The following is an 18,188-nucleotide window of genomic DNA, read 5'->3' as shown; positions in this document are numbered from 1 at the left end:
CGCCAGCCAGCGCGATCAGCCGTTCCAGCTCATCCAGGCCGGTTCGATCAAGCGGCCGTCGCTCGGCGGCTCGGCGCCGCGCCGGTACGCCTCGATGCCCTACCCCTGCGGGTACGCGATCCCGTCGCTGTTGATTGCCGGGTCCGCGGCAAGCTTTCGGCCGATGGTCAGCCAGTCGATGCCTGCCGGCTTGAGGTCGATGGCATCGGTACGCCGCTGGGTGATCGCGGCTCGTGCGGCCCTGTTGGGGCGGCCCATGTGCGCAGCTCCTCAAAACCCCCGCGCCGCCCTTCCATGATCCTGTATCGGAGGGCGGCGGCGGGGCTACGAGCTGCTAGCGGGCGAGCGTCCACTTCGTGAGGCGGTCCACGATCTCCAGGACGGACCTGCGCGCGCCGGCGGAGATGAACGCGAAGACGACGAACGAGGGGATGAGCGCGACCACCACGACCAAGGCGGGCAGCATGCGCACGACGATGGTGCAGAAGTCGAGCACGGCGCGGAGGGTCCGGGTCTGCGACAGGAGGTCGATCAAACGGTCCAGCAAGAGGTACTCCTCGTATACGCGAGCGAGGTCACCTGGTGTTCCGGACGAGGGCATACGCCTCCCTCGGTCGGTGCCCCAGTGGGGCAACCAGATGAGCAAACCCCGCTGGCCCGCGTTTCACGAGTCAGCGGCAGGGTTTCAACCTGCTGCGCAACTAGCTCTCCTGTGCGTTACTCCATGCCACGCCAAACAGCAGTCCGGCGGCCAGGTGAAATTACCGGCCGCCGGACCGCCATTCAAGACTGATTTTCAGTCACTGTCCGAGAAGTGCCGTCAGCTAGCCCTCGAACGACAGCTGTGTCCCCCCTGACCGCTCCTCTGGGGGTGCTGCTGCCAGAGCTGCCGGGACGTGGCGGTTTTGTCTCAGCCACCATCCGAACTGCCAGTTCCGGCACGTTCGGAACAGCCGGGCCTGCCGTAGCGGTTCGCCGGCAGGGATCGGGTGCTCCCCCTCACCCAGTAATGGGCTGCGCGTTCCGCAGCCGTACTCCCAGGCCCGGCACGAGGGCGTCCCCCTCCCACTCCGCGCTGGTACATGCTCGAAGCCGAGGTGAGCGTTCCTGCCCCAGTCCCACGGAATCGGCAGAGCGCACAGGTACCAGGCTGCCGGGGGATTCGTCGTCGGCAAGACCAAGCTCTGACGCTTAGCGCAACACACTCTCGGCCGCCCTCAAAACCGCCGTCATGGAAAAGCTGATCGCACAGAACTGGGCCGACCAGGTCGCCCTTCCGCGATACGAGAAACCCCTCGCCGTCGTCTGGACCGAGGAGCGAGTCGCTCGCTGGCGTGAGACCGGCCAGAAGCCCAGCCCCGTGATGGTCTGGACCCCCGAACTCACGGGTCAGTTTCTGGATGCCGCCGCAAGCCACCGGTTGTACGCAATGTGGCACCTGCAGGTCTTCCGCGGTCCCCGCCGAGGCGAAGCCGCAGGACTGAAATGGGCAGAGGTTGACATGGTCCAAGGGGCCGCGAACATCGTGGAGCAGCTTGTTGCCGACACCACGCACCAGATGTACGGCGAGACGCCCAAGAGCCGCAGCGGTCGACGAACCACAGCCCTCGACTCTGCAACGCACGCCCTTCTCGCGACCTGGCGGAAGGTACAGAAGGAAGAGAGAGCCGCATGGGAAGCGAAGCACCAGCGCAACCCCCAGAAGTACGGCCCCTACGTCGACAGCGGATACGTATTCACCCAAGACAACGGCACTCCGTGGCATCCCGATAACGTGTCCAAACTCTTCGACCGCCTCCTGCGGAGACTCGACATGCACCCCATTCGCCTGCACGACCTGCGCCACTGCGCGGCATCCCTGAGCCTTGCAGCCGGCCTTTCCATGAAGGCGATCCAGGCCCTACTGGGCCACGCATCATTCACTCTCACTCGGGACACGTACACCAGCCTGATGCCCCAGTTCGAGAAGGAGGCCGCCGATGCTCCGGTCGCCCTCGTTCCGCGCGCGCACCAACCGCCGGACGCTGGGGTAGGAGCCCTGCGTGACGGCGCGCGGCCTCCGATGACGCTCATCGCAGGGGGCGGAGAGGAGGCGGCATGACAGCTGCCTGGTGCTCTGTCCCCCTGCTGTCCCCCTGAGACGCAAAGTGGCCTCCCGGAAGCCCTTCTGGGAGGCCACTCTTATACGTTTTTGCTGTTCAGAGGTGTTCCATCGTCTTCCGGCTAACCTGCTGGACGCTGTTCTTCCGAAGCGGCGCATGTGGAGGAGAGGCCGCCCCGGAACAGGCCCCGGAGCGGTGGGGCCGGGGACCGGGTCGGGGGATCAGGTCGTGTCGCCCGGGCGGACCAGGCCCGCCTCGTACGCGAAGATCACCGCTTGGGCGCGGTCGCGCAGGTCCAGCTTGCCGAGGACCCGGCCGATGTGGGTCTTGACCGTCTGCTCCGCCAGCACCAGGTGCGCGGCGATCTCCTGGTTCGACAGGCCGCGCGCGATCAGCTCCAGCACCTCCGTCTCCCGCGGGGTCAGACCGTTCAGCCGCAGCGCCGGATCCTTGCGCGGCGCCGGCCGCTGCCGCACGAAGTCCGCGATCAGGCGACGGGTCACCGAGGGTGCCAGCAGCGCCTCGCCGGAGGCGACCACCCGGACCGCCGCGATCAGATCGGCCGGCGGGGCGTCCTTGAGCAGGAACCCCGACGCGCCCGCGCGCAGCGCCTCGTACACGTAGTCGTCGATGTCGAAGGTGGTCAGCATCAGCACCCTGGGCCGGTGCACCACCCCCGGCGGCGGATCGAGCAGCTGCCGGGCCGCGGAGAGTCCGTCCAGCTCCGGCATCCGTACGTCCATCAGCACCACGTCGGGGTGGACGGTGCGCGACACCCGCACCCCCTCCCGGCCGTCGGGCGCCTCGCCCACCACGTCGATGTCGGGCTGCGCCGACAGCAGCGCGGCGAACCCCGCCCGCACCATGGCCTGGTCGTCGACGATGATCACGCGGATGGTCAACTCGGTTCCTTCTCGGCGTCGTTCAGGGGAAGCCGGGCGGCGACCCGGAATCCGCCGTCGGGCAGCGGGCCCGTGTCCAGGGTCCCTCCGGTCAACCGTACGCGTTCGCGCATCCCCACCAGACCGTGCCCCGTGCCCGAACTCTCCACCTCCACCTCCACCACCGCGTCCCGCGCCGGACCGTTGACCACCAGCACGAGCACGTCGCCCCCCGGAGCGGAGCGGGTCACCGAGACCCGGGTCCGTGCCCCCGGGGCGTGCCGCACCACGTTCGCCAGGGCCTCCTGCACGATCCGGTACGCCGACAGGTCCACGGCCGGCGGCACCGCCTCGGCCGCGGCCGACGCCAGGGACAGCTCCACCGGCTGCCCGGCCCGTACCGTCGCCTCCACCAGCTGCTGGATCCGGCCGATCCCGGGCTGCGGGAACCGCTCGCCGCCCGCGCCCTCCGCGCCGTTCGTCCCGTCGCCGCGCAGCACCGTCAGCAGCCGCCGCATCTCGCCCAACGACTCGCGCGCGCCGGCCGCGATCGCCGCGAACTCCTCCCGCACCGGCTCCGCCATGCCCGGCAGCCGGTACGGGGCCGAATCGGCCTGCACGGTGATGACCGACATGTGGTGGGCCACCACGTCGTGCAACTCCCGGGCGATCCGCGCCCGCTCCTCCAGCAGCGTGCGCCGTGCCCGCTCCGCCTCGCTGATGCTCTCCTGCTCCGCGATCCGCTGCCGGGCGTCGCCCAGCTGCCGCAGCGCACCCGTCAGGGCCAGTACGGCCCCGCTGAGCACGAACTGCAGCGCCACGGTGTTCGTCACGCCGGCGGGCTCGGAGAAGCCGAGCACCACCCCGGCGGCGCCGGTCGCCAGCCACACCTGGACCAGCGTCCGGATGGACTCGCGCAGCCCCAGACACACCATCAGCACCTGGTAGCCGACGATCACCATCGGCGGCCACGGCCAGGTCTGCCCGCCCACCCGGTCCGCGCCGATCAGCAGGACGGCCCCGACGACGTCGGCGAAGAGCACCATGACCCAGGCGGGCACAGGCCGGGTGACCGCCAGCAGCAGCGGAACGGTCTGCGCCACGCCCAGCGCCCCCGCCCAGCCGCCGTTCACCCCGTAGTCGTTGCTCAGCACCGCGATGGTCACCGGCAGCAGCGTGATCACGAAGATGCCGACGACCGTGAAGGGCAGCATCCGCTGCCACCGCCTGGGTGCCCGCGCGAACAGTGCCTCGCCGGGCCGGGCGGGCGTCCGCAGCACGACCGCGAACCGGTCCAGCGGGTCCGTCCCCCGCCCCCCGCGCCGCGCGCGGGAGCCGTGCGGCCCGTCCGGCTCGCGCGACTCCTGCCGCTCGCGCGCCTCGCGCGCCTTGCGCACCTTACGGTTGCGGACACGGGCCGGGATGCGGGGTTTGAGGCTCATGATCCGTACAGCCTATGCGCCGGGCGGGCGCGCGGGGCGCGAAGCGCGGGGGCGGGCCCTCGGAGCCGGCTCGTCCATGATCACGAGTTCGAGGGTTTCCCTTCCGCCACGGCCGCCTCACCCGCAGACTGTGTTCCCGTGACGTCACGGAAGACCAACGCCCCCGCCCTCGCCACCTTCGGACTGCTCGCGGCCTGGGCCGTGCACGACCTGGAGGAGGTCGCCACGATGGCCCGCTGGTCCCGCACCCGGGTCCCGGCGCTCCGCGCCCGCCACCCCCGGGTCCCCGAGCGGCTCTGGCGCGGTGTCACCGACGTCGACGGCCGCGACTTCGCCACCGCCGTCGGACTCGTGGGCGTCCTCGTCACGGCGGCCGCCGCCGACGGCTACCGCACCGGCGGCCGTTCCGCCTTCTACCAGAGCGCCCTCGACGGCTTCGGCCTGCACGGCCTCGTCCACCTGGCGCAGGCCGCCGCGACCCGCGGATACACCCCCGGCGTGGTCACCTCCCCGCTCGTGGTCGTCCCCTTCACCCTCTGGGCGCGCGGCCGGCTGAGCCGCGCCGGGGTGCTGCGTCCCACCCGCCCCCGGGACCTGGCCGTCTCCCTCGCCATGGCCGCAGCGACCGCCGCGGGCGCGCACGCCGTGGCCCGGCGGATCCGGTAGCCGCCGGGTTCGTTCCCCCGGCGGGCTCCGCTCGTTGACCGGGCATGGAGCTGTTGCCGACCATCGCGGCGCCGGGCGTCGGTGAACGGGCCGACGCCGCGGCCGATGCCGCCTGCCACCTCTATGACGCCGTCGTGCCCTGGAGCGGCGACGAGCCCGGCGGGTGGAGCCGGACCGCCGCCGAGGACGCCGCCGAGACCATCGAGACCACCGCGCACGCCCTCGCGCACATCCACCCGCGCGCCGAGGTCATCCTCGCGCCCGTGCACGCGGCCCTCGCCGACCTGCGCCGCCAGCTCGCGCTGGCCCCCGCGGAGCTGCTGGGCGCCGAAGGGGTCCCGGTGGTCGCGCGCACGGTCGGCAACCCGCGCCGCACCCGCTGGGTGCGGGTGCTCACGCCCCCTTCGCCCCGGCAACCGCCGCCTGGTACAGCTTCCTGATCTCGGCGCCGAAGTAGGAGCTGTACGAGGTGTCGGCGGTGGGCCCGCCCGTCTTCCAGCCGCCGATCACCCCGACCACGTCGCCGGTCCGGGTGCGGTCGTCGAAGCGCGTGATGAAGGGGCCGCCGCTGGTCCCGCCCGGGTAGCCGGTGCAGTCGATGCGCAGGAACGAGCCCGGGCTCCCGGGGTCGGTGCTGGTGAACTTGGTCGTGCGGTTGACGCACACGCGCGGGCGGGCCGCCGACGCGGGATGGCCGATCAGGGTCACCTTCGCGTGGGTGAACGTGGCTCCGGTGAGGAGGCGGTTGCCGCCGACGGCGTCCTCCACCGCGCGGCCGGAGGCGTTCGGCCCGACGGCGGCGAAGGCCACGTCCAGGGTGGCGGCCTTCTCCGCCCCCTGGGTCCTGTAGCGCTGGTCGATCCACACCTTGGAGCGGCCCGCCGAATCGCGCAGGACCGGGAACATGCCGTACGGCCGGGGCTTCGCGCGGGTGTAGCGCGGTACGAAGGCCACCTGGCGGGTGTCCGACCCGAGCAGGCAGTGCCCCGCGCTCAGCACCAGGTTGCGGCCCGGGGACGAGACCACGCTGGCGGTGCAGAAGTAGGCCCCGGCGCCCTTCATGACGTACATCCGGCCGACTGCCGGGACCCCGTCGAAGTCCTGGCCGACCCCGGCCGTGGCGGGCGCGAGGACGGGCCCGGCCGGTGCCCGGGTGGGCGCGGCGGGCGCGGGCGACGGCGAGGGGGCGGTGGGGGAGGGGAGCGGGTCGGCGGTGGGACCGGTGGGGCTCTGGGGCGTCGGGATCGTCGGGGTCGAGGCCGGGGTCGGGGGCGGCACCGGGGCGCCGGGGGCCGCGGGGGCGGTCGTGTCGCCGGGTGTGGCGGGTGAGGCCACAGGCGCCACGGGGGCGGCCGGGGTGGAACCGGCGGGGGAGGCGGGCGCTTCCGGGGGCGCGGGAGTGGCGGCCACACCCGGCGCGGGTTCGGTGCCTGCGGGTTCGGTGCCCGTGGGTTCGGTGCCTGTGGGGCTTGCGGCCGCGGGGCTCGTGGCCGCCGGGTCGGCTCCGGCGGGGCCGGTGCCTGCGGGGCTCGTGGCCGCGGGGTCGTCGCCCGCGGGGTTGCCCGTAGCCGGAGCGTCCGCCGTAGGAGCGCCCGGAAGCGGACCGGTCGGAGGCGGACCGGCCGCCGCGGGGCTGCCCGCCGTGGCGCCGTCGGCCGCGCCGCCGCCCTTCGCGGGAGCGGCCGACGGGGGATCGGGAACTGGTGCCGGAACGCCGTCGGCGACGGGTACCGGGACGGGGTCCGGAACCGGCAGGGCCGCGGCCATCCGCTCCGGCGTCCAGAAGGCGGCGGCCTCGCGCGCGGTCCAACGGCTCTGGGCCGCCTGCGCACTGCCCGCCTCCGCGACGGGCAGCGGCCCGCCGGGCAGCAGCAGCGCGGCGGCGGCCGTGGCCGCCGCCAGCGTCAACGTACGTCGCATGTCTCGCTCCTGAGGGTGTGGGCCGGGACGGCCCGGCTGACCTGGTGCTGCGACCGGCGGGTTCGCCGGGGCGCGGCGTCCGGTGCGGCACCGCACCGCGTGGTCGGACCGCGCGAGTACCTCCGGTACGCGCCGCGGTCCTCCCGCCCCGTACCGCACCGCACCGGACGCCGCGGCCCGGCGAACGCTCCCGGCCGCGGCACTAGACGGCCTGCGGAAATCGGAACAGCCGGTCGGGGTCGTAGGCCCGCCGGACTTCCTCCAGCCGGGGGAGGTTGGAGCCGTAGTAGGCCCGGCGCCAGCCGGCGAGCTCCGGGTCGGCGTAGTTCTGGTACGCGGCGCCGCCCGCCCACGGGCGCAGGTCCTGCCAGAGCCCGTTCAGCCAGGCCCGGTGGCGGGCCACCTCGGCCACCGGAGCCGACTGCGGCCAGTAGACGAGGTACTGGGCCAGGAAGGCACTGCCGCGGTGGACGAAGGCGGTGTCGGCGGCGGCGACCCGGTTCAGGGCCCCGCCGCACACCCCGTCGAACTGGACGACCCCGAGTCCGCCGCGCGGCGCCTGCCCCGCGTACCGCCGGACGGCCGCCAGCACCGCCGTGACCGCAGGCTCCGCCAGCCCGGACGGGCCCCAGAAGTCGGAGCGGGCGGCGTACGAGTCCCGCCCCAGCCGCCCCTGCGGGTCCCGGCCGGGCAGCCGGCCCGGGAGCCGGCACCGGTCGGGGGCCGGGTCGGCGCAGCCCGCCATGGCCCGAACGGTGTCCGCGTAGCTCCGTACGACGGTCCAGCTGTCCCGGGGCCCCCGCCCCACCAGGTCGGTGAGCCGCGTCAGTTGCCGCTCCAGTTCCCCGCGCCCGTCGAGGCACACGACCCGGACGGCGGGCACCGCGGCGGCCCCGGCCCCCGACTCCACCGCGAACTCCACCTGGCTCCAGAACGGGTCCGGCAGCCCGCCCAGCCAGCGCTGCCACCCGCGCAGCACCGCCGGGGAGTCGGCGGCCGCCCAGTGCAGCTCGGCGAAAGCGGTGTCGGTGACCGGATGGGTGCGCAGCCGGAACTCGGTGACCACCCCGAAGTTGCCACCGCCGCCCCCGCGCAGGGCCCAGTACAGATCGGGGTCCCCACCCGGCCCGACCTCCCGCACCACCCCGTCCGGGGTGACCACCCGGGCGCCGGAGAGCCGGTCGCAGGTGGCCCCGTAGGCCCGCGAGGAGAGGCCCAGGCCACCGCCGAGGGTGAGCCCCGCGATGCCGACGGAGGGGCACAGCCCGGCCGGAACGCCCAGACCGTCCGCCGCGAGGGCCGCGTGCAGACCGGAGAGCCGGGCACCCGCGCCGACCCGTACCTCACCCCCCTCGACCGTCACACCGGCCATCGCCCCCACGTCGACCACCAGACCGGCGGCCACGGTGGACCAGCCCGCGTAACTGTGGCCGCCGCCGCGCGGTACGACCGGGGCGCCCGACCGGCGGGCGAAGTCCAGGCAGACGGCGACGTCCCCGGCGTGCGCCGGGTAGGCGACGGCCGCGGGGGAGACGGAGTCGAAGCGGGGCTGGAACAGCTGTCGGGCCTCGGCGTAGTCCGCATCACCGGGCAGGACCACCCGCCCGTCCAGCGCGCGGGCGAGCGCCCCGAAGTCGGCGCTGCCCCGCGGGGACCGGACGGCCGCGCCGACGGAGGCCAGGACGGCGGCGGCGGTGCCCGCGAGGACCCGGCGGCGTGGGAGGCTCATTCCTCCTTCCTCCCACTGCCCGGCCCCATCGGGGCGAAGGCGGGCCCGCCGAAATCGTGTTGTCAGCCGAACAGATTACGTTTCGAGCGCCCGTGCCGGGCGGCCTGGCGGCCCGCACCCGAAGCGGCTCGGGCCCACGGAGCCGGGTCCGCGCCCCGAGCCGGGCCCGCGTCCCGAGTCGTGTCTGCGTCCCGGGGCGGGCCCGCGCCCCGAGCGGGGTCCTCGTGCCGAGCCTGACCGGGAGCGGGCCCGGCGGGCGGCCCGGGGAAGGTCGGCGCCAGGCACGCGGCTGTGTGCGGCCCCGGGCTGCTGCCCGTTCGGGCCGGTGGGTCGGGCGGCGCCGGGGGTGGCGGGGTACCCGGCCCGGGGGAGGCACCCGGCGCGGCGCGGCGCGGACTTGGCAGGGCGGACCGGCTCCGCCGGGGCGGCACGGGGCTAGCCACTTCGGGCCGTGGGCAGGCGTCCGACCGGGGTCGAGGCGCCGACGCGGCCAGCCCGCTTGGCGCGACCGCCTGACCCGCCCGACCCGACCGCTCGACCCGGCCGACCGGTCAGGTCGGGTGCGTGGTGGCGAGTGCCCGGGGCAGGGGCCCGCTGTGGACCAGGGCATGGCGGAGCTGCCTCGCGCGGCCTGCCTGTCCGGCCCCGCCCTCTCGGCCGGTCCCGTCCGGGACGAGCCTCTCGTGCTGCGGACCACACCATGGTGGGGCGGCACGGTACGGCCCAGCCGTTACCTGCCCGGACTGCCTGGCCTGCCAGCCCGGTCCGGGGTCCTCGGGGTGCGGACCACGGCGTGGCGGGCCGCGGCCTCGTCAGGTACGGGTGGACCCGGTGGACCCGGTGGACCCGGTGGACCCGGTGGACCCGGTGGACCCGGTGGACCCGGTGGACCCGGTGGACCCGGTGGACCCGGTGGACCCGGCGGGTCAGGCGGGTCAGGCCGGTTCAGGCCGGTTCAGGCGGGTCAGGCCGGGTCAGGCCGGGTCAGGCGGGTCAGGCGGACCCTCCGGACCTGCCCGACCTGCCGGACCCATCGGCCCCACCAGCCCTGTCGGCCCCACCAGCCCCGCCGGGTCAGGCGGTAGGGGTTTTGCGGGCCAGGACGAAGCCGTGGGGGCCGGTCTCGTTCGTGACCGGTTCGCGGACCAGGCGGGCCACCTCCGTCAGTCCCGCCTCCGCCAGCCGCTCGGCGACCAGGCCGGGCGGGGTCCCGTACACGTCGAGGTCGACGGGATGGCCGTGGGCGGGCTCCGGCAGCCGCCGCCCGTCCCCCGCCTCGAACGCGAGCAGCGCGTACCCGCCCGGAGCCAGTACCCGGGCGAACTCCGTGAAGACGGCGGGAAGCTCCCCCGGCGGGACGTGCGCGGTGGAATGCCAGGCCACTACCCCGCCCAGGGCCCCTTCCGCGACGTCCAGCGAAGCCATCCGGCCCACCTCGAACCGAAGCCCCGGATAACTCCGCCGGGCCACCGCCACCATCGCGGGGGACAGGTCGACGCCGAACGCCCGTACGCCGAGACCGTTCAGGTAGGCCGTGATCCCTCCCGGCCCGCAGCCGAGGTCCGCGACGGCCCCGCCGCCCCCACCGCGTACGCACTCGGCGAAGGCGCCCAGCATGGCCCGGTCCAGGGGCGCGGCCTCCAGGACGCCCGTCAACAGCCGGGCGTGGTCGACGGCGACGGCGTCGTGGGACGCCCGAACGGCACTCAGGCGCGAGCTCTCTGTCATGCCCCTGAACAGTAGCCCGCCCGGGGGCGGGTCTCACCCCCCGGAAGCCTTCGACGGGCCGCCGACCGGACCTGTTCCCCCGCCCGTCGGCCGCCCGTCAGCCGCCGGTCAGCGGATTCGGGAGCTCCGCCCACTGGTCGCCCGGCACCCCCGGACTCAGCCGCATCAGGGTCAGTGCCTTCACGGGCAGCGGCCCGCTCCTCAGCAGTTCCGAGTCGGGGGTGGGCGGCAGACCGTCCAGGGCCCCGGCCAGTGCCTCGCCGAGAGCGCCCGACGAACCCGCCGTGGCGGCCAGGGCCCCAGCCACCAGGGAGCCGAACAGTTTGCGCCGCAACACCGTCTCGTCGTCCGTGACGAGCCGGCCCGACAGCGGAGGCACCGCCAGCCCGTGCCGGGCCAGCCGGGCCGGGCTGATCCGGATGTCGGCGAGGTCGCGGTAGACGAGCCGCCGCGGTGCCCCGTCGGGACCCATGACCAGCAGCAGGTTCTGGCCGTGGGCCTCCAGGGCCACCCCGAGGTCGAGCACCTTCAGGCACACCGACACCGCGAGGCGGGCGAACTCGGCCTGCCAGACGGCGGAACGGGACAGCTCCGTGCCGGCCAGCGCCGCCACCGGCACCACCCGCTCGCCGGGCCCCGCGTACGCCTCCGGGGCCTCGCGGAGCACCGCCGCCAGGTCCGGGCTGTGCGCGGTGGCCGCGCCGAGGGTCCGGGTGATGTGCAGGCGGCCGTCGAGCCGCTCCGTCAGGGCGTGCGCGAAGGCGGACACCACGGCCGCCGTCTCGACGGAGTACTCCGAGATGTCCCGGACGGAGGAGGTCAGCCGGGTGCTCAGGGCCGTCTTCACATGGGGGCCGCCCGCCGCCGGGGCCAGCGTGCGCAGCGCCATCAGCGGATGTGCCGGGAGAGCGCCCGCCCGGACCTCCTCGCCCTTCAGGACGTGCTCCGCCTGCCAGGGGTGCACCGGCACCAGGATCCGGTCCCCGTCGCGCAGGTGGTCCGGCCAGTCCCCGGTGACCAGGCACTCCCGGACCGGTACGGGAACCAGCCCGAGCCCGACCAGCGGCCGGTGCTCCGGCGCGTACGCCAGCTGTTCGGCCACCGAGAACCCGGGCCGGGAGCGGCAGTTGGGGTGGTAGGGATGGCCGTCGACCACCGTCTGCTCCCACTCCCAGCCGGTGCGCGGCTCCGCACCGGGACCTCGTGGCCGTCCGGCCCGGGACAGGGCGAGGGAGGCGGTGCTGTCGTCCAGCTCGGCGGCGAAGGCGGCCCCGTGGGGCACTCCGAGCGCCTCCACCAGCCCCGCGGCCCGCCGGTGGGTCCGCCCGTCGAGCCGCATCCCGGTGACGAGGTCGCCGGTGGCGTACGGGTCCGCCGGCGGGCCCTCCAGCCGTCCGCCCCCGGCCAGCAGCAGCGTGAGGGAGTCCGGCCCGCGTTCCCGGCGCGCCACCCACGGCAGCGGCTCGAAGGCCAGCGCCCGCCACAGCCGGGTGAGCACGGCCGACCGCGCGCCGTCCAGGGAGGCCTCGTACGCCGCTCCGAGCGAGGGCCGTACGCCGGCCAGCGCGGTGCGGACCGCCTCCTCGCCGCCGGTCGCGGCCGTGCTCGCCGGGGTGCCGGTGGCGACCGGGGCCGGGGTGGTGTGATCGGGGTCGGGGACGTGCGCGGTGCGGTCCAGGGTCCCGTTCCTTTCGTATCGTTTTGCCGGATGATCACTTCATCATCACGGATACTGAAGATCACGGCCGACGGTTCCCCTCCCTGGAACCGCGGCGCACCGGATGGACCGAATGGAACCAGTGGACCTCAACACCGCCGCCGATGCCTGCGCGGCCGCCCCGCTCCTGAACTGCCTGCTCCGGGAGGTGGCCGACGCCGAGGGCGCGGGCGTCCACCGGCTGCGCGGAAGCGGCCGGATCCTGAGGGTGGGCGGCGGACGCCGGCCCTCCGACCCGGCCCTGCGCACGGCGGACGGCTGGCAATCGCTCAGCCACGCGGAGCTGGTCAAGCTCACCTCCGACGAGCTGCGCCAGTACACCGGCGTCTCCAACGACGAGCTGCCTTCCGAGATCGCCGACAGCCGGGCCGCGGTCGCCGCGCTGCTGGCCGCGCGGGCCGCCGCCGACGCCCCGGAGGATCCGTACCTGCGGTCCGAACAGGCCCTGGTCATGGGGCATCCGCACCACCCCGCCCCCAAGGCCCGCGGCGGCGCGCCCGCCGCGAGCTGGCTCCCCTACGCCCCCGAGGCCCACGCCCGCTTCCCGCTCGTCATGCTGGGCCTGCGCGAGGACCAGGTGGCCGAGGAGGGCGGACCGGCCGCCGCCGACGCGGTCGACGCGCTGGCCGGGATCCTGGACGGCCCGCGCCCGCCCGCCGGGTACCGGGCCCTGCCCGCCCACCCCTGGCAGCTCGAACTGCTCGCCGGACGGCCCGGGGTGCTCGAGGCCTTCGCCGACGGCCGGCTGCTGCGGCTCGGCCCGACCCGGCTGCCGGTGTGGCCCACCGCCTCGATCCGCACCGTGCACGCCCCGGGTCCGGACGCCGACCTGTTCGCGAAGTTCAGCCTCGACGTGCGGATCACCAACGACGTGCGCCGGCTGTGGCGCCACGACCTGCTGAAACTGTGCCGGACCGATGCCGCCGTCGAGGCCGCTTTCGCCGATCTGCGCGGGCGTACGGGATCCGGAGCGGTCTGGCTCGCCGACCGCGGGTACCGCACCGCGTCCTTCGCCTTCGAGGAGCTCGCCGTGCTGGTGCGCGACGGCCTGCGGACGCGGGTGGCCGAGGGGGCGACCCCGCTGCTGGCCGCCGCGCTCGCCGAGGACTTCCGGGGAAGTCCCCTCGCGGCGGCGGCCGACCCCGTGCGCTGGTGGCGGGCGTACCTGCGTCACGTCGTACCTCCGGTGCTGTACCTGTTCGCCCGGCACGGGATCGTGCTGGAGGCCCACCTGCAGAACTGTCTCGTCGCGGTCGACGCCGACGGCCTGCCGGTGCAGGCCCTCTTCCGCGACGCGGAGGGGGTGAAACTCCCCCCGGACATGCCGCGCGGGGCGGCCTGGGAGCGGCTCGTGTACTGCCTGGTCGTCAACCACCTGGCGGAGGTGGCGGCGACGCTGGCCGAGCACCGGCCGGAGCGGGCCGCGGAGCTGTGGCCGGCCGTCGCCGAGGAGCTGCGGCGCTTCGACGCCGCGCACGGCCTCCCGGAGATCGCGGACCTCCTGTCCGCCCCCGCGCTCCCGGCCAAGACGAACCTGCTGCTGCGGTGGACCCGCGCGGACGGGGCCGACGCCCGTTACCTGCCGCTGCCCAACCCGCTGCGGGGGTAGGGGCCGACGCGTCCGGGAGCGGGATTTGGCCAAGGTGGTGCAGGCCGGGGCAACCGACGTACCGAAAGGTATAGACCAATGCTAGGTTGGGCGGGCAGACCGCGCAGTCCTTGACCACCCGTCAGAGGAGAAGCCATGCCCTCCCCGTCGCGGGGCGGCGCCCCGGCCGCCATGCCCAAGTACCAGCGGATCGCCGCAGAGCTGCGGGCCGAACTCCACCGCTCCGCCCACGACTCCGGCGGCCGGCTGCCGTCCGAGCGCAGCCTCGCCACCCGGTACGGGGTCAACCGCCAGACCGTCCGCGCCGCGCTCCAGGAGCTGCGGGCCGACGGGCTGATCGTCACCGGCCGCCGGGGCACCCGGGCGGCCGGGAGCCAGGCCGCACCGGCCGCACCCGCCGCACGAGCCGTACCGGCGGCATCGCCGCCGCCGCGGCGGGCGCCGGCCGCTCCGGGGAGCCGCCCGCACCCGGCCGGGACCCCGGGTGGTCCGGCCCCGCACGCGGCCGGAGCGGGCGCGCGGGCCGGGGGGACCGTGACCCGGCTCACCCTGGTCACCGTGCCGCCCTCGCTCGCCGCGCTCCTGGGCATGAGCGGCGGCGCGCGCACCCTGGTCCACCACCGGCGCGTCCACGGCCCGGGCGGTGAGGCGCTCCGCCACGCCGTGACGTACATCTGCCCGCGCACCGCCGCCCGGACCCCGGAACTGGCGCCCTACCTCGACCGGTCGGCCGCCGCCCGCGACGAGGACCTGCGGCCGTTGCACCGCTGGCTGGAGCGGGCCGCCGTCCGGGGCCGGACCGCCGAGACCATCACGATGACCCGCACCATCCGGCCCGAGGCCCCGGACGCCGCCGGCGGTCTGTCCGTACGCCGCCTGCTCCACGACGCCTCCGGCCGGCTGATCGCCGTCACCGATCTGGCCTTCCCGACCTGGGACCGGCTCACGTTCCACCGCCGTCCGGAGGCCATTGGATTCCGCGTCAGTTAGGCCTTCCCGGAAGGGCCGGAAGGGCCGTAAGAGCCGGACCCGGTCCCGCCGGGCGTGCGGTGCCGGCTCAGAAGCGCAGCGCCCAGGAGTCGAGACGGCCGGTGTGCCCGGCGCGGGTGTCGAACACGCGCAGCCGCCACACGCCGTTCGCCGCGCCGACCTGGGCCGGGGTGGCCGTCGGGTGTCCGGAGAGGTGCAGGGCGGCGGCGCCCGCGACGTGCGGGGTGGCACCACGCGGCCGAGGTGATGAAGTCGCCGGGGGCGAACAGGTCCACGAGCGGGCCGTGGTTGGAGTAGTCGGAACGCCGGTCACCCTCCCCGGTCGCGCCGACCGTCAGCGCGCTCTCCACCCGGGCGGGGGAGTGCCCGGAGGCGACGGAGGCCCGGACGGCGGAGTCCAGGACGTCGTCCGCCTCCCCGCCCAGGCTCATGTTCGCCACCGCCGGCTTCACGGCGTTGCGGGTGACCCAGTCGACGCCCGCAACCACCTGCTCGACGGTGCGCGAACCCGCGTGGTCGAGCACCCGCACCGCGACGACCTCCGCCTTCTCGGCGACGCCCGCCGTGGTACCGGCGAGCGTCCCGGCGACATGGGTGCCGTGACCGTGTTCGCCCCAGGAGGTCATGTCATCGTCGACGCCGTCGTAGCCGTAGGAGGCGCGCGGGCGACAGTTCGGCCGGTAGCCGTTGAGGGCGTAGTCGAGGGTGCGGCGGATCTTCCCGCCGAGACGTTCGACGACCGTCCGGCCCTCGGCCGTACGGGAGGCCGCGCGGCCGGGTCTGAGCAGCACGAGGTAGCTGCCGGAGACGGCGCCGGGCGCCCCGGCGTAGCGGACTGCGCCCTCGGCGGGGCCGGCGGCGGAGGGGGCACCGAGGGCGAGAGCGGCGGCGAGCGCGGTTCGCAAACCGGCCACTGGTTGGAACAACTGCCTTTCACCAGGCCTAAGATGGCGAGAGCCCTGGATGTCCGCGCAGGAAGACAGGGCGCTCGCCATCTCCCCTCGGCGGACATCCGCCCGACGAGGAAAGGTGAAGCGATGCTTTCGCGCGCCCACATCACACCCATACTGATAATTTCCGGGTCGGGTGCGGCGATCGGTGCACTCGGCCCTCTCGCGGGCACATCCGACAGCCCTGTTTTCCACGCGGTGAGCACCGTGTTCTCCGGTGGCTGGTCGTGGGCGTGTTTCGCCTTCCTGGTCGGCTGTTTCCGTCCGTCGAAGGCCGAGTCGGCCTTGCTCGCCTCCCTGGGACTGGCCATCGGTGTGGCCGTTTACTACGGGCTCAAGGCTCTGAGTCCGCTGGAACCGATCGGGATGGACGTCACGGTCACATCGAGCGGCGCGGACACCTGGTCGGACATCCTCTTCTGGGGATCGCTCGCTTTCCTTTTCGGCGCCCCGCTGGGACTGTTCGGAAACCTGGCGCGGATCCCCGGTATCGCCGGCCTTCCGTTCCGTCTGCTCGTTCCGCTGATCGCCTTTTTTGAGACGAATGTGCGGCTGGATGTGGAGGTTGCGGCCGCGGGGCCCGGCGCCGGATCCGCATGGAGCGTGATTCGTGTGCTTGCCGTCCTCACCGCCATGGTTCTTGTGGGACACATGGTGTGGGGGTGGCGCACTCGGCACGACGGCCCGGGAGTCGGGTCGGCTTCGGACTGAGCCTGTCGCCGTGCGCGAGCGAGCCTTCGGCGTGCGGAGATGACCGCCGGCGGCGGCCGAGGGGCTCGCCCGTCGGATGGCCCGTCGGCCGCTCGGCCGCCCGGTCGCCCGGTCGCCCGGCCGCTCGGGTACTCAGGCCGTCGGGAGCGGGGGCGCCGGGGGTCTGGCCGGTGCGAGGCCGTCCGTTTCCGGGGACGCGGTGTCGCCGAAGGCGTCGCCCGCCGGGACGAGCGCGACCGGGACGCCCGGCTCCGGGTCCGGGACGGGGTCCCGGGGCGCGGCGGGGGCGCCGGTGAGGAGGGCGAGGAGGCCGGCCACCTGGACTCCCGCCTCGGCAGGATGGCGGAACACGGCACCCGCCGAGATCTCGTACCGGTTGCGACGTCCGTCACGCACCCGCTGGAGATATCCGTCGGATTCCAGGTCGGCGACGATCGTCTGCACGGTGCGCTCGGTGAGCGCGCACGTCACGGCCACATCCCGCAAACGCACGGCCGGATCCCGGGCGATGGTCACCAGGACGCGGGCGTGATTTGTCAGGAATGTCCAGTTCTGTCGACGTGTCATGCTCCCCATGCCGTCATCATGCGGTACATGATTCATGTCACGCAAGACGCGAAACGGGTTTCCGGTAATTCTTGACGTACGAGAAGAAGAAGGCCAGCATCTACGGCAGTCAAGGTCCCGCGCCGCAAGCCGACCAGCCCAAGGAGCGAACCCGAATGCCGGTTTCCGCCAGCACCACCTCCAGCGCCGTCCCCGGCACCCGTACCGTCGAAGCCGCCGCGCTCCCGTGCCCCCGCCGCACCGCCGAGGCCGCCCGCACCGCGGGCCTGCCCCGGATCGACGAACCCCGCGAGATGGCTCCGGCCGATGCCCGCGAGCTCTCCAAGGTCTTCTTCCGACGCCTTCGTGTCCTCGAAGAGGGCACCCCGGAGTACCAGTACGTCCGCAACACGCTCATCGAGATGAACGCCTCACTCGTCCAGTACGCCGTGCGCCGCTTCCGCGGCCGGGGTGAGAACGGCGACATCGAGGACATCGTCCAGGTCGGCACCATCGGCCTCATCAAGGCCATCGACCGCTTCGACCCGGACCGCGAGAACGAGTTCTCCACCCTCGCGATGCCGTACATCACAGGCGAGATCAAGCGCCACTTCCGCGACACCACCTGGGCGGTCCGCGTCCCGCGCCGGCTCCAGGAGCTGCGCATCGACATCGCCAAGGCGAAGGAGGAGCTGACCGTCAGGCTCGACCGCTCGCCGACCGTCGCCGACCTCGCCGCGCACCTCGACCTCACCGACGAGCAGGTCATCGAGGGGCTGGTCGCCGCGAACGGCCACACCAGCGGCTCCCTGGACGCCCCGCAGGGCGAGCACGGAGACGGCCCCGCCGAAGGCCACACCCTCGCCGACGTCATGGGCGAGGAGGAGCCGGCCATGGAGCTGGTCGAGGACATCCAGACCCTGGCCCCGCTGCTGGAACGCCTCAGCGACCGCGAACGCGCCATGCTGCGGATGCGCTTCGGCGAGGAGCTGACCCAGGCCCAGATCGGCGCCGAACTCGGGATCTCCCAGATGCAGGTCTCCCGCCTGCTCACCCGGCTGCTCGCCCACCTGCGGGCCTCGATGCTGGCCGACCCCGGCCCCGAGCCCACCCACGCGTCCGCACGCACCGTCTGACCGGAGTCGTGACGCGCACCGTGAGCTGCGTCACCCGGCCGTTTGCCGGGGCCGGGGCGGG

The 18,188-nt window shown here is 74.4% G+C and carries 18 protein-coding genes; 8 read left to right on the top strand and 10 right to left on the bottom strand.

Annotated features, from left to right (window positions below; translation table 11 throughout):
- Positions 1-99: 99 nt before the first annotated feature.
- Both ACZ5D2_RS26890 and ACZ5D2_RS26885 read right to left on the bottom strand, forming a co-directional pair.
- Positions 100-258, bottom strand: coding sequence for a hypothetical protein (locus ACZ5D2_RS26890; protein WP_371675199.1), 159 nt, complete (start codon positions 256-258; stop codon positions 100-102).
- 76 nt (positions 259-334) lie between these two features.
- Entirely contained in the window at positions 335-547 is a 213-nt protein-coding gene (locus ACZ5D2_RS26885; RefSeq protein WP_371675198.1) for a hypothetical protein, read from the bottom strand.
- A gap of 684 nt (positions 548-1,231) precedes the next feature.
- Between ACZ5D2_RS26885 and ACZ5D2_RS26880 the strand changes: the two genes are divergently transcribed.
- On the top strand, positions 1,232-2,101 hold the full coding sequence (locus ACZ5D2_RS26880; RefSeq protein WP_468932697.1) for a site-specific integrase: 870 nt from the start codon (positions 1,232-1,234) through the stop codon (positions 2,099-2,101).
- 222 nt (positions 2,102-2,323) lie between these two features.
- Here the strand turns inward: ACZ5D2_RS26880 and ACZ5D2_RS26875 are convergent, their stop codons facing one another.
- A complete protein-coding gene (locus ACZ5D2_RS26875; protein ID WP_371675195.1) occupies positions 2,324-3,004 on the bottom strand; it encodes a response regulator in 681 nt (226 codons plus the stop codon).
- Entirely contained in the window at positions 3,001-4,425 is a 1,425-nt protein-coding gene (locus tag ACZ5D2_RS26870) for a sensor histidine kinase (protein WP_468932694.1), read from the bottom strand. The genes ACZ5D2_RS26875 and ACZ5D2_RS26870 overlap by 4 nt, the downstream gene beginning before the upstream one ends.
- Positions 4,426-4,563: 138 nt before the next feature.
- Between ACZ5D2_RS26870 and ACZ5D2_RS26865 the strand changes: the two genes are divergently transcribed.
- Both ACZ5D2_RS26865 and ACZ5D2_RS26860 read left to right on the top strand, forming a co-directional pair.
- Entirely contained in the window at positions 4,564-5,091 is a 528-nt protein-coding gene (locus tag ACZ5D2_RS26865) for an HXXEE domain-containing protein (RefSeq protein ID WP_371675193.1), read from the top strand.
- 44 nt (positions 5,092-5,135) lie between these two features.
- Positions 5,136-5,531: a hypothetical protein gene (locus tag ACZ5D2_RS26860; RefSeq protein ID WP_468932690.1), complete on the top strand. Its 396-nt coding sequence runs from the start codon at positions 5,136-5,138 to the stop codon at positions 5,529-5,531.
- On the opposite strand, the gene ACZ5D2_RS26855 is transcribed toward ACZ5D2_RS26860, so the two are convergent.
- The 4 genes from ACZ5D2_RS26855 to ACZ5D2_RS26840 all read right to left on the bottom strand — a co-directional run bounded on the left by ACZ5D2_RS26855 (position 5,485) and on the right by ACZ5D2_RS26840 (position 12,032).
- Complete coding sequence (locus tag ACZ5D2_RS26855) at positions 5,485-7,011, bottom strand: hypothetical protein (protein WP_468932688.1); 1,527 nt, start codon at positions 7,009-7,011, stop codon at positions 5,485-5,487. The two genes, ACZ5D2_RS26860 and ACZ5D2_RS26855, sit on opposite strands and share 47 nt — an antisense overlap.
- 202 nt (positions 7,012-7,213) lie before the next feature.
- Positions 7,214-8,740, bottom strand: a complete 1,527-nt coding sequence (locus ACZ5D2_RS26850) for an FAD-binding oxidoreductase (protein WP_468932685.1) — start codon at positions 8,738-8,740, stop codon at positions 7,214-7,216.
- A 1,074-nt stretch (positions 8,741-9,814) separates the two neighbouring features.
- Positions 9,815-10,468: a class I SAM-dependent methyltransferase gene (locus tag ACZ5D2_RS26845; RefSeq protein WP_468932682.1), complete on the bottom strand. Its 654-nt coding sequence runs from the start codon at positions 10,466-10,468 to the stop codon at positions 9,815-9,817.
- Positions 10,469-10,565: 97 nt separating this feature from the next.
- Positions 10,566-12,032, bottom strand: coding sequence for an IucA/IucC family protein (locus tag ACZ5D2_RS26840; RefSeq protein WP_468932735.1), 1,467 nt, complete (start codon positions 12,030-12,032; stop codon positions 10,566-10,568).
- Between ACZ5D2_RS26840 and ACZ5D2_RS26835 the strand changes: the two genes are divergently transcribed.
- The 3 genes from ACZ5D2_RS26835 to ACZ5D2_RS26825 all read left to right on the top strand — a co-directional run bounded on the left by ACZ5D2_RS26835 (position 11,959) and on the right by ACZ5D2_RS26825 (position 14,784).
- Complete coding sequence (locus tag ACZ5D2_RS26835) at positions 11,959-12,114, top strand: hypothetical protein (RefSeq protein WP_371675188.1); 156 nt, start codon at positions 11,959-11,961, stop codon at positions 12,112-12,114. The genes ACZ5D2_RS26840 and ACZ5D2_RS26835 overlap by 74 nt on opposite strands.
- A 135-nt stretch (positions 12,115-12,249) precedes the next feature.
- Positions 12,250-13,794: an IucA/IucC family protein gene (locus ACZ5D2_RS26830; protein WP_468932679.1), complete on the top strand. Its 1,545-nt coding sequence runs from the start codon at positions 12,250-12,252 to the stop codon at positions 13,792-13,794.
- Between the two features lie 135 nt (positions 13,795-13,929).
- Entirely contained in the window at positions 13,930-14,784 is an 855-nt protein-coding gene (locus ACZ5D2_RS26825) for a GntR family transcriptional regulator (RefSeq protein ID WP_371675186.1), read from the top strand.
- Here ACZ5D2_RS26825 and ACZ5D2_RS26820 read toward each other — a convergent pair.
- Positions 14,781-15,698, bottom strand: a complete 918-nt coding sequence (locus tag ACZ5D2_RS26820) for a S8 family serine peptidase (protein WP_468932676.1) — start codon at positions 15,696-15,698, stop codon at positions 14,781-14,783. The genes ACZ5D2_RS26825 and ACZ5D2_RS26820 overlap by 4 nt on opposite strands.
- 234 nt (positions 15,699-15,932) lie before the next feature.
- On the opposite strand from ACZ5D2_RS26820, the gene ACZ5D2_RS26815 reads away from it, so the two are divergent.
- Positions 15,933-16,445: a hypothetical protein gene (locus ACZ5D2_RS26815; RefSeq protein WP_468932673.1), complete on the top strand. Its 513-nt coding sequence runs from the start codon at positions 15,933-15,935 to the stop codon at positions 16,443-16,445.
- Between the two features lie 132 nt (positions 16,446-16,577).
- Here ACZ5D2_RS26815 and ACZ5D2_RS26810 read toward each other — a convergent pair whose 3' ends face one another.
- Positions 16,578-17,012 (bottom strand): helix-turn-helix transcriptional regulator, encoded by a 435-nt coding sequence (locus ACZ5D2_RS26810; protein WP_371675184.1) that lies wholly within the window; start codon positions 17,010-17,012, stop codon positions 16,578-16,580.
- Between the two features lie 155 nt (positions 17,013-17,167).
- Here ACZ5D2_RS26810 and ACZ5D2_RS26805 point away from each other — a divergent pair, with 155 nt between their 5' ends.
- Complete coding sequence (locus ACZ5D2_RS26805) at positions 17,168-18,127, top strand: SigB/SigF/SigG family RNA polymerase sigma factor (RefSeq protein WP_468932670.1); 960 nt, start codon at positions 17,168-17,170, stop codon at positions 18,125-18,127.
- The last annotated feature ends 61 nt before the right edge of the window (positions 18,128-18,188 follow it).

The sequence above is a fragment of the Streptomyces sp. NPDC031479 genome (assembly GCF_055581065.1).
Note: the sequence above shows the minus strand (reverse complement) of the source record. Positions and strands in the feature narration are given on the sequence as shown.